Raw genomic sequence first — 17,986 nt, forward strand, 5'->3', positions numbered from 1 at the left:
GGTGAACGTTGACGTAGCCCCAACCGTCCAAACTGAATGAGAGACTTAAATCTAGACGGTTGCCGGTACCAGAACATAGTCGTTCATATACCCTTAGTTTACACCAGATTGCGGAGAAGGATAACGCTTTGACTCTATTCTTTGCCGGAACGTGCTAGAATAGCAATAAAACTAATTATAGGAGGCAACAAATATGATTATCCAAGTACCAACCGATATGGATGAGGTTCAGATGCGCCAGCTTCAGCTTAAACAGCAGGGGGAGGACGTGAGTGAAGACGTCATCATCCGGCAGGCCGTCCTGGATATTTTTCAAAATGTGCTCGACCAAATTGAAGACGGGCACTACGATACAGCGGATTGGGCCGGGGAAACCCTGACCGTTACCGACATTAATGGTGATCAGACCGCCGTGGTTCAGCCCCAGGGCGACTCGTTTGTGGCCGATTTTCGCGAAAATTCAGATGCCGCAGAAGACTATTTAGAACAACAAGCCATCAAAGCATCCGGCGCCCGATAAAATTATTTGGCCATTGGACTAATTTAGGACTAAAATAAAGGCGTAGCGCGCCCTTAGTGTAATGGATAGCACATGAGATTTCGGTCCTCATGATCCGAGTTCGACTCTCGGGGGGCGCATCGCGTATTTAGGTTAATTAGTCGTCTAAGACAACGAGTCTTTACTTAATATCTCTAACAACGGAAAGTTTGGTTGAGGTATTGGTTGAGACTCGTTGTCTTTTTATTTGAAATGAGAAGTAATTACGATTGACCTGTAGGAGTAAGCTGTATATCAAATTAAGAGAGTGGTATACAGCTTACTCTAATAACATAGCATGGGTCAGAGCAGTGCACAAAAATGGCCAGCTACAATTAAGTAGCTGACCACCTAGATAACTCATAATAACTAGTCTTCGGCAGTACCTAAACTAGCGACCGGGCGAACCGACCTTTCCTCAACTCTGAATGTTACTAGTTCATATCAAGATAGTCAATTTAAAATTTCCGCGTCTGGCCCTCAACCGTGATCCGGTCGCGGCCGCCTTCTTTGGATAAGTACAGGTAATGGTCGACCCGCTTGAACCAGCTGTCAAAGTCCAGGTCAGCCGGCTGCAGTGCAGAAATACCGACCGAGACTGTCACGGCTAATTTCTGCCCGTTGACATGGACCGGATGTTCCTCCAGCGTATTGCGGATAGCCGTCACGATGGTTTCGGCGGCGCTAGGTGACTCGTCTTCGAAGATAATAACGAACTCCTCGCCCCCGTACCGGAATAACTCGCCAGTGTCGGTATGACGGGTGAGCGCCTGGTTAAAGTGTTGTGCGACGTGCTTAAGGACGGCATCGCCAGTGAGATGGCCGTAGTCGTCGTTGAAGTGTTTAAAATGGTCAATGTCAAACATCGCCATGGTAATCGGCTTCGCGGGGTGCCGCTGGTAAACGCCAAAGACGCCGACCGTGGTCGTGTCAAAGTTGGCCCGGTTACGAACGCCGGTCAGCTCATCATAGTTGGCCGCCTGACTGAGCCGCGCAAAGTGGGCAATCATCAGGTTGATCCGGGTCACGAAGACGCGAATGATCCACATGTAGAGAATAAAAATCACGAGCACGTTGATCGCGTAAAACCAATGATACGGCAGGACTGACCAGATGATCACACACCAAGCCAGGCCATATAGGAACTGTAATAAGAGATAACGCCATTCGGATTCCAGCGCCAGGGCCTGGTGCCGGCTGATGTAGCCGACCACGCCGCCTAGCAGGAGGAGCATTAAAGCGAAGAGCCACCACAGTCGCGGACTGGCACCGAGGTAGAGGGACTGGCCATAAAAGACTAGTGGCATCAGGAGATTGACCACGGTCACCGCCAGTGTTTGCATGGCGTAGAGACTGAACAACAGAATAATTAGCTGGGCAATCACGTAGCCCCAGTCGGCCACACTCCCGCCATTTAGGGTCCAGAAGGTTTGACGCAACAGGACGACCCCACCGATGACGATAGCGGCTTCAATCAGATGCACGCCCACGGTATAAGCCTGTGACCGCCGAATGGTGCGCTGCGAAACCAGGTAAGTCATGACCAGCATAATGGCAATCAACCCGATGGTAATCAGGGCCATAATTACCGATTTTATATTAAAAAGATCCTGAAAAAAGTTTTCGAGAATTGACATCGATTCACCTGCTCAAAGAACTGTTCTAAGTACAGGTTTAAGCATACCATAAATGGGGGAAATGGTTTCATTGATTAATAAATATTTCGCCAAAATAGTGGCCATGTTGGGGAGAGTGAGGGAAATATGCGCGGGCAAACCCAAAAAGCCGCTAGCTGTAGGGACTAGCGGCTTGGGAAAATAAACGGGCGTACAAAAGAATACCATGGTTATGTAAGCGGTTACGTTTTTGCGAATGCCAATATCATGTAGAAGTGAAAAGACCCCCCAAAGGTTAAAAATGAGCGCTTGTGTCAGTGACCAGAGGCGGGCCAAAGTGGCCAGCTGTGTCGGTGGTCTTAACTGAGTGAATTTCTCAGTTTAGAGCACGGGACGACCTTTGAGACCGAGCTTTGGCTCAAAGGCGAGGCCCCAGACCGCTTCCCAGGCTGGAGCCGTTCCCCATAGCAGGCCACTTTGAGCCCGCCGCCGGGAACGAAAACCAAGCCCGTTAGTCATTTTTAACCGGCCCCAGGTTGAAGGGGACGTTGTTCATATGCAGCTCCTGCAACCGCTTCTCGCCCCAGTCATACATGCTATCGATGATGGGCAGGAGCGACTCACCCAGCGGTGTCAGGGAATAGGCCATTTTAATGCGGGGACCATCCTCTTCCTCCCGGCTGATCAGGCCGTCTGCGACCAACTCCTTGAGTTTCTTAGCGAGCTCCTTGTGCGACGCGTTAGGCAGCAGCGTTTGTAATTGATAAAAATAATACGTACCTTCGTGGCCTAAATGGTAGATGATGTTCACCTTCCATTTGCCACTAAACATGGCTAGGGTGAATTCCTTGCGACAAGTGTAATCGCCGTTCTTCAGCCTTTGCCGAACGAGTTTACGAACTGTATCAGTCACGTGAAGACCTCCTTTGACGGACCGGTAACTAAAAAGTGCGTTATTGTGGGACAGCCGATTAGGGCTTAAGCTAAGTGTATCAAAGTTTAGGAGGAAAAAATCATGACAAAAGTATATTTAACTGCCCAATTCCCTGAAGTTGCCCTGAAACAGCTGCGTGACAATCAGTTAGACGTTGAGAGTTATACCGGCGATGGCCTGATTTCACACGAAGAGTTATTGGCCAAGGCCGCCACTGCTGATTTTCTGATCACCACGTTATCCACGTTCGTTGACCAGGAGATTATTGATGCGGCGCCGAAACTCAAGCTGATTGCGAACTTTGGCGCTGGTTTCAACAATATTGATAGCGCTTACGCCAAAGAAAAAGGTATTCTCGTGACGAACACACCCAAGGTTTCGACGAACTCGGTAGCTGAATTGACACTTAGTCTGATTTTAGCCCTGAGTCACCGGATGGTCGAGGGTGACCAGCAGATGCGCACCGTGGGCTTTCCTGGCTGGGCACCGCTCTACTTCCTGGGTCATGAAATTACCGGCAAGACGCTGGGCATCTTTGGCTTAGGCAGTATCGGGAGCGAAGTGGCGCGCAAGGCCGGTAGTCTGGGGATGAAGGTCAGCTACTTCTCCCCACATCGTTTGGCTAGTGCGGATGAAGAGACCCTCAACGTGACCTACCAATCCTTTGATGACCTGGTTAAGAGCAGCGATTTTATCAGTATCAACGCACCGCTCACGCCAGAAACGAAGCATCAATTTAATGCGGAAACGTTTAAGCAGATGAAATCAACGGCCGCCATTATTAATGTGGGTCGGGGACCAATCTTGGATGAGGACGCCCTGTTAAAGGCGTTACAAACCAAGGAAATTGGTGGCGCTGCGCTGGACGTTTACGAAAACGAACCGCAAGTCGACCACGGGTTCACCACGCTGAAGAACGTCATTTTGACGCCTCACATTGGTAACGCGACGGTGGAAGCCCGGAACGCTATGGCCGACATCGTTGCCGGTAACGTGGTGTTGATGGCTAAGGGCCAAGATCCGAAGTATGTCGTCAATAAATAAGTGCTAAACAAGTTATTGGACCCGTCAACTTTCCTAGCGGAAGGCTGGCGGGTCTTTTTGTCGTGGTCTGGTTTTAATTTACTTTCACTGCCGTTATTCGACAAATTCTGTCGGAACGGGTTGCTAAACTGAAGGCGTCAATTGAAGTTAACCCAGCAATGGAGAGGAGTCGTTTGAAATGAAACCCACGTATGTCCCGGTCACTGACCGCGAGAAAATGGTGATTGGCTTGTTGACCGTCAGCCAACGATTGTCCGGCACCTTGCCCACGCCGGCCGAGTTTGATGCCAGCCTCCAAGCGTTGGGGGTGGCGCGCACGGAAGCGTTCATGGCGACCGTCGCCCGTTTATTTCCAGCGATGGGGGTGCGGCGATGACGACGATTCACCCGACTATCATGACCAAATCGGCCGTATTTCTAACGAATTTTTCAGGACGACATATGGTGTCGTGGGTGGTCGGTATACTGAAAAGTGACAAATCAATCTGAGGAGGATGCGCGATGGCAATACCCAAAATTCAAGGCGATGTGAACAAATTCATCCGGCATCACGATCTTTACCTAAACTTCGTGACCCAACAAACGAGTCAAGGCGAATCAATCGAGGCAGACGGGGAAGGCACGCTACTGACGCGGGGAATTCGGCGATTCGGTCAGGCCCATAATCGGTTTCAGCTGTACAACGAGAACGGTGAGGTGTACGTGGGTCCCTACCTCACGTCGCAGGATTTACAGCGCACCCTGGCGCGGTTCATGGCAAACGGCGTGGACAAACCGGCCTCGCGGTGGGACGCCGAGTTGGGAGTCCTGGTCTTTCTGATTCACGAGTTGAACCAGCAGGGGTTCGTGGTCACCGGGGGCGTGCAAGAAACCCAACATATCTGGCAATCCACCAACGATCGCTGGGTGGCGCACGAAGTCCTGGAGGCTAACGGGGAAGATTGGCTGGCAAAGATGCCGAATCAGACGGACTTCTTACGACCGAGTGACCTGCCCAAGGTACTGCTGACCACCACGGGCGACTACTACGCCGTGCGTGATCAACGCGGCAGCGTGGTGATTGACAACGTGCCATTGGAGAAGCTGGTTAGCGTCTTATTGGGGCTCCGGCTCGGCATTCCCGCCTGGGCATTGACGTCCTTATTGTTGGCGCCGCGGTTTTCCACGGAGTCGTTTGCCGATGCGCAGTTGGTGATCACCCGCAATGATTGTTCAGCTGCCCATGAAATTCGGACGCTGGCGGACTTTGATGCCGTTGCGGCGTTGCCAATCTTACACGATCACCAGCATCAGACGTACCAGTACCAATTTGATACGCCGCACGAGCAGTTGGGTGACCCGATGACGGCGTCTGTTTTTTGTGGGATGACGTCGTTTATTTATCACGGCATGCCCCTGCGCGACTTGACTGCCGATGAGAACCTGACCGCTTGGCTGGCCGACCTGGCGTTTAGCGCGGGCATGCGAATTTCCCTGCGCCAGCAACGGCAAGTGCACCAGGCAAGCGTGGAAGCACTGATTGTGACGGACGGGATAATCAACAAGCTACAGTTAAAGGAAAATGACGAACAACGGGGTGAAATCGAGACGGTCTACGACGTTTACGCCGGGGATGCGGACGACCCGATCATGTACGATTTAGCATTTGATGAACTGGTGACGGCCCTATTGGTGGTCGGCCAGATGCAAGGGATTTTGAAATTTCCAAACTAATTAGGAGGCGGCATTTATGAAGGGACGCGAACGCGCGGTTGACGTGCTGGTAAAGTTATTAGCGGGTGAAAAGATTACGACGGATACGAATGGTAAGGAAACTTATCAGGTCTCTGAACGAAGTCTGGAACGGGATACGAAGCTCATTCGAGAAACGTTGGCGGACAACGACTCAGCCTACCAGCTGCAGCAAAAGGGTAAGACGTACTGGTTAGCAAAGGACGGGGCGCTTTCGGCCGAGGAAATTCTTGCGCTGTTAAAAATTGTGATTGGGACCCGGTCACTGACGCGCGAAGAGCTGTTGCGGGTCAAGGACAATTTGCTCGATCTGGTCGCTGATACCGAACGGGGGGCGATTCAAAAATTGATCAGTAATTCACTGGTCCATTACACGCCGTTATTTTCCAATGGCGATAAGGAAATCTTGCCGTTGTTGAAGGACTTCGCCAACTGGGTCAGCCACAAGACGCCGATTAAGTTTCATTACCGCAGTAGTGTGCCCGATGCGCAGGGCCGAGCGCTTAGCAAGCCCGGTTCTGGCGTGCCGTTGAGCATTTACTTCGCCGATTTCTACTTCTACGTGGTGATGTACATTCCGGAAATCAATAAGAGCCTGGTGTACCGACTGGACCGTTTCCAAGATGCTCGTACCACCCGTGCCGTGGTGAAGGTGCCCGGCGATAAGAAAATCGATGAAGGCGCTTTGCGAAATAAGACCTACCTGTTGAGCGGCGGCACGGATATTCCGTACGAGTTCCGTTACTGGGGCTACCCGCAAACGGCGCTGGACAAGCTACCTAACTCCCGCATCACCGAGTGGAATCGTGAGGATGGCAGCGTCACCATCAAGGGGGACCACTTGGCATCACAGGGGGCACTGCTGTGGGTGCTGAGTCAGGGCGCCCAGATTCAGGTGGTGGCACCGCAGTCGCTGGTGGATTCCGTCAAGCACGAGCTCACGAAAACCATGAGTTACTACGACTAAACGGGTGCTTGGCAGCGCCTTACCAGTCGGCAAGAATGGGGCGGAACGCTGTGGGCAGGACGGCCGAAGCCAAAAGGCGGTCTTCGACCTCGCTTTGAGCCTCTAAGGGTCGAGTCTCAAAGTCGCCATTACCCTGTCGCCGGTCCCCGCCAACAGGGAAATCCCACGGCTGACCCCATTCTTGCCGACTTCACGGCTCACACTGGTTTAGATCGTCACTGGTGATTTTCCTGAACGGTTCCGTCTCAAATGTGATTTATCGTATCAATTGGTGGCAATAAAACCGTTATGCGGGGCGATTCAGTACCCTGCATAACGGTTTTATCTTGACGTTAAGTGTACAAAAACTGGCCCGGGAATTTTGTCCCGAGCCAGTTTTTATTATGCAATTTATTTTGTGATTTCAACCAACTTATTGTGGACGTCTTCTGCGTTCCAGTGGCCGTTGGCGCCTGAGTAGTGCTGGATTTGCGCGACCGGGCGCTTGGCGAACTTGGTCAGCGGTGCGGCGGTCTTGCCGCCCATGGCAATCAAGGTGGCGTCACTAGGCACGCCGAGTTCGTCGAGGTGGTTTTCCAGGTTGGTCACGTCGGCGGCTGTGATTTGGACCTTGGTGCTATCGCTTTCGACCGTGCCTGACAGGTCGGTCATGAAGGCGCCCCAGGCTGGCGTGTCGTAAGCAGCGGCGGCCAAACGGTAGTCGAGGCTCTTCTTTTGGCCATGGAAATTTAAAAAGTCGACGTCGGCTGGATGATCAACAGCGGCGTTGCCAGGGTTCATGCCCACGAGTACAAATTTGCTGGCTTGGAGGGCGGCGCCTAAATCGCTAGGTAATTCAGCCGCTGGGAACGTTTCGGGTTGGTAAGCGGCGCCAAAGGCTTGTTCGCGTTCTTTAGCAGTTTTGCCGGCTAAGGATTCAGTGGGAACGGACCAGATGGCCCAGCTATCAACGTTTGAAAATGCTAAGTTTGTCATAGATATCGACCTTTCTTTTGTCAGAGACGAACACTTAATTTTGTCACGTAAGTAGGACAGATAGGACAGTAGGGGCGAGTTCACGGAGGTCGTGTTTGCTTTTAGTGGACTAAACGATTGGTCGTTTTCCTTCACAACCCCTCATTTGTGGGTCGCAACCTTGCCTATCTGATGGTTCTAGCATAGCATTCGGGGGCGTCACATAATGTCGTTTGGGTGAGATGGGAAGGAGTTGTCGGAGAAATTTGTAAAAGTTGTGTAACGAGCTGAGAAATCAGCCGGTGATCGCGAATTTTAGCGCCGGGACCGGTATACTTAGGGTATACGTCAGCGTTTTCGAGGAGGATACGGGCAAATGGATTACCAGCAATTGAAATTGGGCAAGCATGGGCTACCGACGTGGGATGCCCTGGCACCAATCGTTTTGAAATTGGCGGAACAACAGACCGAATGGCATGGTCGTGCGTTAAATGCAGCGGTTGGCGATGAGCTGAATCTGCCGGCGACGTTACGGCAATTAACTTATCCCAACCAACAAAATATCATTGAAGATCGAGCTGGTTGGGCAGTTAGTGAGCTGACCACCGCCGGACTTTTGCGGCGTACCCGGCGCGGGTTTTATGGGGCAACTGATTTAGGCCGACAATTATTGCACGGAAATCAGTTGGTAGACCGGAATGTCATCCATCAACAGCCTAAATACATTCAACATCAACAGGACTTGCAGGAACGGCAAACCCGTAACCAAATTAGTCCAGCGCCGGAATCAGAAGTGGATGAAGCAGAAACCACGATATCCCTAGATCGACTGACTCAACAGGTGAAGGGCTACAACGCGGAGGTGGCCACGGATCTCCTCCAACGGATTCGAGAATCGGCGCCAGAATTTTTTGAAAACTTAGTGGTCGATCTGCTGTCGGCGATGGGGTATAAGGGCCCGAACGGTTCGGCCTGGGTGACACAGCTGAGCAACGACGGTGGTATCGACGGCGTGATTAATCAAGATGCGCTGGGGACCAGCACGGTCTATGTGCAGGCTAAACGTTACGAAGCGGAAAATACCGTTCAGCGGCCAGCTATCGATTCGTTTTACGGGGCACTGTCGCGAAACCACGCGGATCGGGGTGTCTTCATCACAACGTCAAATTTTTCTAAAAAAGCGGTGGAAACGGCCAAGGGCTTCTCAATCGTTCTAGTCGATGGCATTCAGTTAACGGAATTGATGCTCCAGTATCACGTTGGGGTTCAGGTGAAACGCCAGTTTGAAGTGTTTGAGATTGATCAGGATTTCTTTGAAGACTGAACACAAAAAAATCCGTACCGGCCCAGTTGGCTAGTACGGATTTTCAGTTATTTCGGCACTGATAATTGCCGAATAAAGTTGACGATGGCCGCTGGTTTGGTCTTTTGGGCATCGTGGCCCCAGAGACTGACCAGTGTGCCATTGGTTTTAACCCCGGGAACGAAGGTACGGTCCTGGTTGAGGCCGGTCGCGCTGATTTCGTTGAACAGGTTGGGCCGGTAAGAATCGCGCAGATAACTGATGAAGTATTGGTCGTGCGCGGCGTTGCCAATGTACTGGAACTGATAGTAGGTCGCGTAGCTATTGGCGTTAACGATGCCACGCTTGGCCTTGGCGAGGTCGCTGACGGACACACGCTGGGTGCGGCGGGTCGCTAACTCCTTCGTAGTCGCCCGGTTGCCGGACTGGGACCAGTAATTCACGGTGATATTTTTGTTGAGCTTACTCAGCTGACTCTTCAGGAGGGAGTCGTTCCAAACCACTGTGGTGAAGCCGCGCTTGTTTTGGGCCTTATTTACCTGATTGATGTAGGTGATCAGGGACTTGTACATCTTGTTTGTGCCGGGAACTTCATCGGCCCCCAGTAGAAAATCACGTTTGGGTTGTTTCTTAAAGCTAGCATCCAATTCGCCGTACAGCTTATTGGTCAGCGTCACGGACTGTTTCTTGGTGTAATCCAGGGTGTGACTGTCTAGTTTGACCTGGCGATAAAGTTTGGGATGAGACTTCTTGAGCTGGCGTAAAATGGCGCCGCTATGCGAAGGCATGTCCACGGCCGGGACCAGTTGCACGTTTTTACTGCGGGCATAACTGACCAGTTGCTTCAAGGTTTTCGGTGAGTGGACGGTCTTGGTGGCCTTGTTTTTCAAGTATTTAGATTGAAAACTCAGATGCTCGTTGTCACTCAGGTAGAGCACCACGTACGTGAATTTACGGTCGGCCGCGGCCTTGATCATCTGCTTGATGGCACTGGCCATCATGGGTTTGCGTCCCAAATCAATGAGCAGGCCCTGCTGTGTGGGCAGCGTCGATGCTTTGACGGCCGCCTGAGCGGGTGCCGGACGGTTAAAAAATAGGACCAAACTTAATGTTGCCAACAGGATGGTTAACCACCATCGATTCTTTTTGAACATCGCGCGCCTCCTAGCGTAAACGTTTTTTAGAGTTCCTTTTAGCATAGCGGTTCGAGTGAACTACCGTCAACGAGTTAGCTCGGTGGTCGTCAAATTTCGATGGTTTGACTTCGAGATTTGATTTGGCGGTGAAATTTTGGGATGGATTAAAAACAGCTAAGCCGGCTTGGGGGCTGGCTTAGCTGTTAGGCATCTAGTTTATTTTTGAGTGCTTCAGTGAGGGTTGCTGAAAAGTTAATATTAGCGGCAATTCCTAAGTCATTTAAGTATTTTGGAATACTCAATGTTTTCTTTATACTTTGATTATTTTCACGTTCACGCGCAATTTTAGTATCTACTTCAATTGGAACAAGTAGTTGCGTCGAGTCGTGTGGAATGGATTGGGGATTGGCGGGCTTAGGCAAAGCTTCATCGAAGTCTTCTGCAGTTAGTAAGTAACCCTGTAAGGCGTCAGTAGCCATATGGAGGGCGTCCGCAATGTCCTCGCCAAAGGTAGCCGCGTTAGGGGCCAAATCAGGGAAGGTCACCTCAACTTGACCTTTGCTATTAGTAGTAAATAAGGCGAAATATAGATATTTCATTTTTAAGCCTCCTTAGTTAAAGAGTTGGAGACGCACAAACAAGGCTCATTTGAGCCCAGCTTGTTTCCAGATACTGTTCAAAGTCCCTTTGGGGATATCTTTACTAGGATGTGGAACGGTAACAATGCCTGACTTTGTATCATGTTTAAAGTGCCAGTGATCACCAGTTACACGAACGCGATACCACCCGTCCTTTTTAAGTATCCGTAAGACCTCGCGAGAGTCCATAGATTTTCTCCTCATGGTACAGTCATAGAATAGCACGTATTATTATACGTATCAAGCAGAACGAATCTCATTTAATTTTAATTCACCCATTGATTTTTAATAATCAGCAGGCTATAATACACAACAATACTTATAAAACGTTGAAGAAAGTAGTAGCGAACCCGTTGGTGTCTAGGGAGTCACGTGAAGTGCAAAGTGACCACCACCTATTCGTGAAGGTTAATTCTGAGTTCGGTGGTTGAGAAGGCTGCCGTGGTTGCCACCATTACTGGGCTAGCGGATGTCAGTCCGTGATGAGTGTGATGGCCGCGGTCGTCACAAAAAGGTGGTACCGTTCTACTTGTAGAGCCCTTTTCCCGTAGTGGGAGAGGGGCTTTTTTGACATTTACGGGTAAAAATTAAGAGTTGGAGGAATTGATGATGGAAAAGACAAATGGAGCACCAAAACAAAGTTGGGGTCAATTATTAGTCGTCAGTTCCTTAATCTTCGGCATGTTCTTTGGCTCCGGCAACCTGATTTTTCCCGTTCATTTGGGACAGATGGCCGGGTCGAACTGGTTCATGGCCGCCTTAGGATTCGCCATTTCTGGGTCGCTATTCCCGTTGCTGGCCATCATGGCCGTGGTCGTTACCAAGAGTGACGGGCTGTTAGATTTGGCCCGTCCCGTGGGCAAGCACTACGCAGCTATTTTCCTAATTTTAGTCCACCTGACGATTGGACCGTTCTTCGCCACGCCCCGGACGGCTGCGACGGCTTACGAAATGGCCGCGGAACCCTTTATTCCCAAGGACTTTTCGACCATTGGCATGTGGCTTTTCACGGGGGTGTTCTTTGCCCTGACCTACGTCGCCGCCACGCACCAGGGCGCGTTACTGAAAATCGTCGGTAAATACCTCAACGCCGGGTTCCTGGCGCTATTGGCCATCGTCTTCCTGGTGGCCTTCCTTAAACCCATGGGTGGCTTGACTCAGGCGCCAACTGCGACCTATCAAGCCAACGCCACGATTGGCGGGCTACTCGAGGGCTACAATACCCTGGATGCGGTGGCACTGTTGGCGTTGAGCGTTACATTGATTCATGCAATTCGCGGCCTCGGTTACCACGGCCGGGAGCTGACCAAATTAACGGCGAAGGCTGGCCTCATCAGCATTTCGCTCGAAGTCCTGATCTACTTCGGCCTGGTCCTCTTGGGCGCCCTAAGCATGAGTCAGCTAAAATTGTCGGCCAATGGTGGAGTGGTGTTATCGCAAATCGTTGGCCACTACTTCAGTAGCGTGGGCACGCTGTTACTGGGCGCCTTAGTCACGCTGGGCGTGTTGACCACGGCGATTGGGCTGGTGTCCTCGTTTGCTCAGGACTTTCATAAATTGTTTCCCAAGGTCAGCTACCGGGCCTGGTTACGGGTCACGACGAGCCTGTCCTTCCTGGTGGCCAACGCCGGTTTGGATACAATCATCAGCTGGTCGTTACCGGTTTTGATGCTGATGTATCCGCTGGCCTTAGCACTGATCTTACTCTCACTCACGGTGTCCAAGCGGCCGTACGCGGGCGTGGTCTACAAAGTCACGATTGCCTTCACGGTGTTGCCAGCCGTGCTGGACATGCTAAATAGTGCGCCGGCCATGATTACGAGTTTGGCACCGATTCAAGCGGCGCTCGGCCTGTACCACCAGTTCATCCCGTTTGCCAATATGGGTTTGGGTTGGTTGGTCCCGACGTTGATTGGGTTTGCGCTGAGCTTAATTTGGAGCCATTTACGCTTTGCCAGTCAACGGGGGACGTTGGCGGAGCGGGAACGGTTTTAGGTGAGCAAATCAAATTCCGAAGAAAATCCTGTCAAATTTGATGGGATTTTTTGATTTAAGTGACAGATATTTGGCGAGCCGTTAATATGGGGACAGGTTATTCTGGAGAATAAAGTCGTTTTGTTAACAATTTGCTTATAATACCTAATTTTTTAACTAAAATCAGCTGTAATGTTCATTAATTCCTCTGAAGTGTCGCTTCGAACAGGTTATTCTTATATAATTAGGAAAGAAATTTCGGTAAAAAATGCGATGATAGGAGGAAATAACTGATGGCACAATATAGCGCGTCAATGGTTTCACACTCATTTTGGTTTACTGAATTCTCTCAGTATCTAGATCTGCTTGAGCAGGGGAATAGTGATGCTGACATTCGGTTTTTAGCAATCGAGGAGAACTATTTTCAGCAACAGTCGACCGCACGAGCACTTAGAATGGTGCAGACATTAAAGCGACGTGTAAATGTACTGGATGTCGATTATTTCGACCTATTTCCGTCGTTGGATTTAGCCAATCAAAAGCTGATTAATCTATCGACCAGCCTACAGTTGGATCCACTATTTGATGATTTTTTATATGAAGTCTATCGTAGTGAATTGATTTTAGGGGATGCAAAGCTGTACAGCTACGAAATTGAAGCATTCTTTAATCAAAAGCAAATTGAAAATCCTAAAGTGGCAGCTTGGACAGAACAAACGGTTCGCCGACTGGCTAGCACGTACAAGTCGTTTTTACGTGAGGCTGGGTTACTTGAAGAACAAAATGACTATGATCAGGTAAAGCGGCCATTGCTGGATATGAGACTAGAAGCGTTATTACATACTAAGGGACTGACCCGCCAATTGGCGGCATTTTTAGGGAGATAACATGACAAAGACAATGGAAAAACTCAAACACTTGCGAGAAAAAGTAGCCGATCCAGACTTTCAACAGAGCCGAGGACTGTCGAATGAGGTGTCATACTATATTTTAGCGTTTGATTCCCAAGACCAGCCGCTGGTGACGGAAGAGGTCAGCAATATGCGGCAGCAGTTGAATCGCGAAACTGTGGGCATGGATATTGTAGAATTTAATCTGTACCAAATCATGTGGCAGTTATTAGATGACATGGGGATTAAAGAGGATGTCCTGGAGATGGAGGCTAATGATGGGATTGATTACCTGATAGAGCAGCTAAACAATGCATTAGAGATGACCAGTTCTGAAAACCTATTCGTACAGTACATGCAGCAGCATTTGCCTGAAGAGCCCGTTATTGTGTTTGTTACGGGAATTGGAGAAATCTTTCCATTGATTCGGGCACATAAAGTTTTAAATACGATGCATCAGATCATCACGGATGTTCCGGTAGTCTTTTTCTATCCAGGGACCTATGACAGCCTAAGTCTCAGTATGTTTGGGGAGTCCAAAGAGGACAACTACTACCGAGCATTTCAAATCAACTAGGGGAGATTAAGCATGAAGATTAAAGATATTTTTGCCAAATCAATCGATCGTGATATTAAAGGTGTTATCACGATTGGTGATGAACAAGATGCCAATGTTAAGCAAGAACTTGAAGAGTACGTTGTGACCAAAGAACTTGATGGGCACTTTAAAGATTTCTTTGCGGCGTACGCAGAGGGAATTCAGCATGATACGACTAACATGGGCGTCTGGATTTCTGGGTTCTTTGGTTCCGGGAAATCTCATTTCTTAAAAATTTTAGCTTACCTGTTAGAAAATCGGGAAGTTGCGGGGAAGACAGCCTTAGACTACTTTGTTGATGATGCTAAAGTGCATGACCAAGGAACATTGGCTAACATGAAATTGGCAGCGTCAGTTCCAAATGAGGTTATGCTATTTAACATTGATTCTAAGGCTAAAAATGGGAATAAGTCTCAAAAAGATGCCATTCTCAACGTTTTCCTGCAAGTCTTTAACGAACAACTTGGCTTGTTTGGCGCTGACTTCTGGATTGCTGATTTGGAACGTGATTTGATTGCCCAAGGAAAGTATGCTGAATTTCAGGAGAAGTTTAAAGAATTAGACCGAAAACATCGTGATTGGCTCGATGCCCGAAACGCCTACGCTTTCTTGAAGGGAACGATTCAAGATGCACTGGTGGCAATCAATTTCCTGTCGGAAGCGGATGCTAGTGGCTTTATTGATCAACTAAAAAAGGATTATCCAATTAGTGTGGAGAGCTTTGCCAAGTTAGTTAATCAGCACATTGAGAGTCAAGGCGAAAACTACCATATGGTTTTCTTGGTTGATGAAGTGGGGCAATACATTGGCTCTAGCCAGCAGCGAATGCTGAACTTGCAGAGTATTGTCGAGGATTTGGGGACCTATACACACGGCAAGGCTTGGGTCATTGTGACCAGTCAGCAAGCAATTGACCAGGTGACTAAGAATATTAACGGCCAGGACTTTTCTAAAATTCAGGGGCGGTTCAATACCAGAATTGCCATGTCTTCTGCTAACGTTGACGAGGTCATTCAAAAGCGGTTGTTGGCCAAGACTGAGGCTAGTGAGCAGCTATTGGAAACCACATTCGATGAGAATCAGCACGTGATCAACAACCTAATTAGTTTTGATGGCAAGGAAGAGCGAAAACGATATGACAATGCGAAAATGTTCGCAGACATCTACCCATTTGTTCCTTATCAGGTAGTCTTACTTCAGGACACGTTGACAGCGATTCGAGAAAACGGATCCGACGGAAAACATTTAGCCAACGGTGAGCGATCAATGTTAGCGGTATTCCAGGAGTCTGCCCGTCGCCTAGAGGGGGAAGATACGCGGGCATTAGTGCCGTTTAGCATCTTCTTTCAGGGACTAAGCCATTTCTTGGACCACACCCATATGATCGTGATTCAACGGGCCCAAAACAACGAACTGATTAATCCTAGCGGCGAAGATAATCCGTTTGTGGTTCAAGTATTGGAGACGTTATTTATGATTAAATACGTCCAGGACTTTGAGGGGACATTGAATAACTTAGTCACTTTGATGATTGATTCAATTGATGCGGATCGAATTGAATTAGAGGCCAAAGTTAAACAGGCCTTACAGGTCTTGCAAGAGCAGAATATTGTTGAGAAGACTAGTAAGGGCTATGAGTTCTTAACGGATGCTGAACAGGATATTAGTAAGCAAATTCAACGGCAAGCGGTGGACTCTGGCGCAATCTCTCAAGCAATTGGGAATTACCTCTTTAGTACGGAGGCAATTTCACGGCGGTACACGTACCCTAAGTTAAAGAAGCAGTACACGTTTGTCTTCAATCAGTGGGTGGATGATCGGCCGGTTGGTCAAACCAATCAGGATATTAACCTGAAGATTGTGACCGCAATTAACGATGACAACCGAGATGACAGCGAGTTACGTCGGCAATCCGCCTCACCTGAACAGCCGCAAATTATTATTGATTTGCCGGGAGATTCCCAATATGTGGATGATCAGCAGCAGGTCCTACGAATTCAAAGCTTTATTTTCAATCCACTGGAACAGGCGCAAGATGCTCGTTCTCAGCGAATTATTGATGTGAAGAGAACGGAATTAAATGCTTTAAATGATAGAGTCGCTAAAGAATTAAAAGAGGTTCTACAACAGGCTAATATCTACGTTCAGGGTGACCGGATAGATGCTGGTAAGAAGGATTTCTTTACCAGTTTGGACCAAGCCGAGGAACAGTTAATTGATGAAATTTATCGTAATTTGAGTTACATTGACGTCGTTAAAGAAGAGAACGATGTTGTGGCCCTTTTCAAAGACACCAATGAATTGGTTAAGACAACCGAAAACGAACGGGCATTGCAAGCGGTCTTAGAACGCATTAACCGCGAGTATGCGGGGCATAACAAAATTTCATTCAAATCAATGTTAGAACGTTTCAATAAGATCCCATATGGGTATCGTGAAATTGATACGAAATGGTTAGTCGCCAAACTTTTCGCTGATGCTAAGCTAAAAGTTTATGTGAATGGTGAGGCGTTAAGTTTACAAGCGGGACTATCCGCTAACGAAATGGCTAAGTATTTCCTGAAGCGACAGTACCTGGATGCCGTTCAATTAGAACCGCGGCAGGCCGTTAGTGAGGGTAAGAAGAAAGACCTGCGCGACGTCGCCCTTGAGCTCTTCAACAAGCAAACATTCAGTGATAATGAGGACGATACGCTGATGCGCGAACTACAGGGTAGCATGGAGAATGCACGAAAGGCGTTAGATATTTACTTACGTAAGCCTAATTACTATCCTGGACAAGATGTTTTGCGGACAGGGCGTGACTTACTGACGCAGTTGTTGGCACAAAAGGATACGGATCGGTTCTATGATTTGGTAAGCCAGAAGCATGATGATTTACTGGATTGGCATGATGATATGGATGAGGACGGCATCAACGAATTCTATCAGAGTGAAACACAGCAAGAAATCTGGGAATCCGGCCACACCCAACAGGTTATCTATGATCGTTCCCAGAAATTTGTCACCGGGTCCGCAGTTAAGGAACTGATCGGTCAGATTGATTCTTTGATGAAGAAACGGCCACAAGGGAAAATCAAAGAGCTCAAGGATTTAGTTCAGAACTTCCGTGACGCATTTAGTGCGGAATTTGATGCTGGCTTAGGACGGGCACAACAAGATATTCAAAACGAACAGGCGGCGACGGAAGCTTACTGTGAAGATAAGCAGTTGACCACAGAGTTTGGTGACCGGATTCGTCAGGAGTTCTTGAGCCTGCTAGAAGACGCACGCGATGCGAAAACCTTGAATGATCTGTTTATCATTCCACAACAAGCAACCTCAGTTCGGGTGCGGTTGGTTGGCAAGATGGAGCAGCTGCTGAAAGAACGAGTAGTTGTGACGCCGCCGGTTCCTGACGAAGGTAATGGTGAAACAGGGGTTGATGAGCCAAGTGGAACGGATGGAAACACCCCTGATCCTTCTAAGGATGGTCCTAAACCCGACCCTAAACCAAGTGTTAAGGAGCCAAAGACGGTCAGTGTGAGGGCTCTGGGCATTAATCAATCTTGGAACTTGAATAGTTCAGCAGATATAGACGTTCAGATTGAAAAGCTGAAAGAGGCACTTCAACAGCAACTGAATGAAAATACGACAATTAAATTTGAACTGTAAGTATTTAGA

The 17,986-nt window shown here is 48.9% G+C and carries 16 protein-coding genes and 1 tRNA gene; 11 read left to right on the top strand and 6 right to left on the bottom strand.

Features of this window, described 5'->3' with window-relative positions; all coding sequences use genetic code 11:
- Positions 1-193: 193 nt before the first annotated feature.
- Together ACEPST_RS06730 and ACEPST_RS06735 are read left to right on the top strand one after the other, a co-directional pair.
- A complete protein-coding gene (locus ACEPST_RS06730) occupies positions 194-520 on the top strand; it encodes a hypothetical protein (protein ID WP_204121692.1) in 327 nt (108 codons plus the stop codon).
- A gap of 47 nt (positions 521-567) precedes the next feature.
- A tRNA-Arg gene (locus tag ACEPST_RS06735) sits at positions 568-639 on the top strand.
- A gap of 357 nt (positions 640-996) precedes the next feature.
- On the opposite strand, the gene ACEPST_RS06740 is transcribed toward ACEPST_RS06735, so the two are convergent.
- Complete coding sequence (locus tag ACEPST_RS06740; protein ID WP_395390585.1) at positions 997-2,121, bottom strand: GGDEF domain-containing protein; 1,125 nt, start codon at positions 2,119-2,121, stop codon at positions 997-999.
- 544 nt (positions 2,122-2,665) lie between these two features.
- Entirely contained in the window at positions 2,666-3,067 is a 402-nt protein-coding gene (locus tag ACEPST_RS06745) for a winged helix-turn-helix transcriptional regulator (protein ID WP_204121694.1), read from the bottom strand.
- Positions 3,068-3,169: 102 nt separating this feature from the next.
- On the opposite strand from ACEPST_RS06745, the gene ACEPST_RS06750 reads away from it, so the two are divergent.
- From ACEPST_RS06750 to ACEPST_RS06765, 4 genes are all read left to right on the top strand, one after another.
- Positions 3,170-4,132 (top strand): 2-hydroxyacid dehydrogenase family protein, encoded by a 963-nt coding sequence (locus tag ACEPST_RS06750; protein ID WP_204121695.1) that lies wholly within the window; start codon positions 3,170-3,172, stop codon positions 4,130-4,132.
- 178 nt (positions 4,133-4,310) lie between these two features.
- Entirely contained in the window at positions 4,311-4,508 is a 198-nt protein-coding gene (locus tag ACEPST_RS06755; RefSeq protein ID WP_204121696.1) for a hypothetical protein, read from the top strand.
- A gap of 125 nt (positions 4,509-4,633) precedes the next feature.
- Complete coding sequence (locus ACEPST_RS06760) at positions 4,634-5,845, top strand: hypothetical protein (RefSeq protein ID WP_204121697.1); 1,212 nt, start codon at positions 4,634-4,636, stop codon at positions 5,843-5,845.
- A 16-nt stretch (positions 5,846-5,861) separates the two neighbouring features.
- Positions 5,862-6,830, top strand: a complete 969-nt coding sequence (locus ACEPST_RS06765) for a helix-turn-helix transcriptional regulator (protein WP_204121698.1) — start codon at positions 5,862-5,864, stop codon at positions 6,828-6,830.
- A gap of 390 nt (positions 6,831-7,220) precedes the next feature.
- Here the strand turns inward: ACEPST_RS06765 and ACEPST_RS06770 are convergent, their stop codons facing one another.
- Entirely contained in the window at positions 7,221-7,805 is a 585-nt protein-coding gene (locus ACEPST_RS06770) for a hypothetical protein (protein WP_204121699.1), read from the bottom strand.
- A 355-nt stretch (positions 7,806-8,160) separates the two neighbouring features.
- Between ACEPST_RS06770 and ACEPST_RS06775 the strand changes: the two genes are divergently transcribed.
- Positions 8,161-9,108: a restriction endonuclease gene (locus tag ACEPST_RS06775; protein ID WP_204121700.1), complete on the top strand. Its 948-nt coding sequence runs from the start codon at positions 8,161-8,163 to the stop codon at positions 9,106-9,108.
- A 47-nt stretch (positions 9,109-9,155) separates the two neighbouring features.
- Here the strand turns inward: ACEPST_RS06775 and ACEPST_RS06780 are convergent, their stop codons facing one another.
- The 3 genes from ACEPST_RS06780 to ACEPST_RS06790 form a co-directional block, all read right to left on the bottom strand.
- A complete protein-coding gene (locus ACEPST_RS06780) occupies positions 9,156-10,241 on the bottom strand; it encodes a family 20 glycosylhydrolase (protein ID WP_204121701.1) in 1,086 nt (361 codons plus the stop codon).
- Between the two features lie 185 nt (positions 10,242-10,426).
- Positions 10,427-10,822, bottom strand: coding sequence for a type II toxin-antitoxin system HicB family antitoxin (locus ACEPST_RS06785; protein ID WP_204121702.1), 396 nt, complete (start codon positions 10,820-10,822; stop codon positions 10,427-10,429).
- 45 nt (positions 10,823-10,867) lie between these two features.
- Entirely contained in the window at positions 10,868-11,065 is a 198-nt protein-coding gene (locus tag ACEPST_RS06790; RefSeq protein WP_308440064.1) for a type II toxin-antitoxin system HicA family toxin, read from the bottom strand.
- Positions 11,066-11,470: 405 nt separating this feature from the next.
- Here ACEPST_RS06790 and brnQ point away from each other — a divergent pair, with 405 nt between their 5' ends.
- The 4 genes from brnQ to brxC all read left to right on the top strand — a co-directional run bounded on the left by brnQ (position 11,471) and on the right by brxC (position 17,977).
- Positions 11,471-12,856 (top strand): branched-chain amino acid transport system II carrier protein, encoded by a 1,386-nt coding sequence (gene brnQ, locus ACEPST_RS06795; RefSeq protein ID WP_204121704.1) that lies wholly within the window; start codon positions 11,471-11,473, stop codon positions 12,854-12,856.
- Positions 12,857-13,128: 272 nt separating this feature from the next.
- Positions 13,129-13,722 carry a DUF1819 family protein gene (locus ACEPST_RS06800; protein WP_204121705.1) on the top strand — a complete coding sequence of 198 codons (594 nt, stop codon included), beginning with the start codon at positions 13,129-13,131 and terminating at the stop codon, positions 13,720-13,722.
- Position 13,723: 1 nt separating this feature from the next.
- Positions 13,724-14,302, top strand: a complete 579-nt coding sequence (locus ACEPST_RS06805; protein WP_204121706.1) for a DUF1788 domain-containing protein — start codon at positions 13,724-13,726, stop codon at positions 14,300-14,302.
- Between the two features lie 12 nt (positions 14,303-14,314).
- Positions 14,315-17,977, top strand: coding sequence for a BREX system P-loop protein BrxC (gene brxC, locus ACEPST_RS06810; protein ID WP_204121707.1), 3,663 nt, complete (start codon positions 14,315-14,317; stop codon positions 17,975-17,977).
- Positions 17,978-17,986 lie beyond the last annotated feature (9 nt).

The organism is Levilactobacillus sp. FUA 3915 (assembly GCF_044053135.1).
Classification (GTDB): domain Bacteria; phylum Bacillota; class Bacilli; order Lactobacillales; family Lactobacillaceae; genus Levilactobacillus; species Levilactobacillus lanxiensis.

Coding starts and splice junctions, on each gene's coding strand:
- ACEPST_RS06730 (WP_204121692.1), top strand. CDS start 194: ATGATTATCCAAGTACCAACCGATATGGATGAGGTTCAGATGCGCCAG.
- ACEPST_RS06740 (WP_395390585.1), bottom strand. CDS start 2,121: ATGGCCCTGATTACCATCGGGTTGATTGCCATTATGCTGGTCATGACT.
- ACEPST_RS06750 (WP_204121695.1), top strand. CDS start 3,170: ATGACAAAAGTATATTTAACTGCCCAATTCCCTGAAGTTGCCCTGAAA.
- ACEPST_RS06755 (WP_204121696.1), top strand. CDS start 4,311: ATGAAACCCACGTATGTCCCGGTCACTGACCGCGAGAAAATGGTGATT.
- ACEPST_RS06760 (WP_204121697.1), top strand. CDS start 4,634: ATGGCAATACCCAAAATTCAAGGCGATGTGAACAAATTCATCCGGCAT.
- ACEPST_RS06765 (WP_204121698.1), top strand. CDS start 5,862: ATGAAGGGACGCGAACGCGCGGTTGACGTGCTGGTAAAGTTATTAGCG.
- ACEPST_RS06770 (WP_204121699.1), bottom strand. CDS start 7,805: ATGACAAACTTAGCATTTTCAAACGTTGATAGCTGGGCCATCTGGTCC.
- ACEPST_RS06775 (WP_204121700.1), top strand. CDS start 8,161: ATGGATTACCAGCAATTGAAATTGGGCAAGCATGGGCTACCGACGTGG.
- ACEPST_RS06780 (WP_204121701.1), bottom strand. CDS start 10,241: ATGTTCAAAAAGAATCGATGGTGGTTAACCATCCTGTTGGCAACATTA.
- ACEPST_RS06785 (WP_204121702.1), bottom strand. CDS start 10,822: ATGAAATATCTATATTTCGCCTTATTTACTACTAATAGCAAAGGTCAA.
- ACEPST_RS06790 (WP_308440064.1), bottom strand. CDS start 11,065: ATGAGGAGAAAATCTATGGACTCTCGCGAGGTCTTACGGATACTTAAA.
- brnQ (WP_204121704.1), top strand. CDS start 11,471: ATGGAAAAGACAAATGGAGCACCAAAACAAAGTTGGGGTCAATTATTA.
- ACEPST_RS06800 (WP_204121705.1), top strand. CDS start 13,129: ATGGCACAATATAGCGCGTCAATGGTTTCACACTCATTTTGGTTTACT.
- ACEPST_RS06805 (WP_204121706.1), top strand. CDS start 13,724: ATGACAAAGACAATGGAAAAACTCAAACACTTGCGAGAAAAAGTAGCC.
- brxC (WP_204121707.1), top strand. CDS start 14,315: ATGAAGATTAAAGATATTTTTGCCAAATCAATCGATCGTGATATTAAA.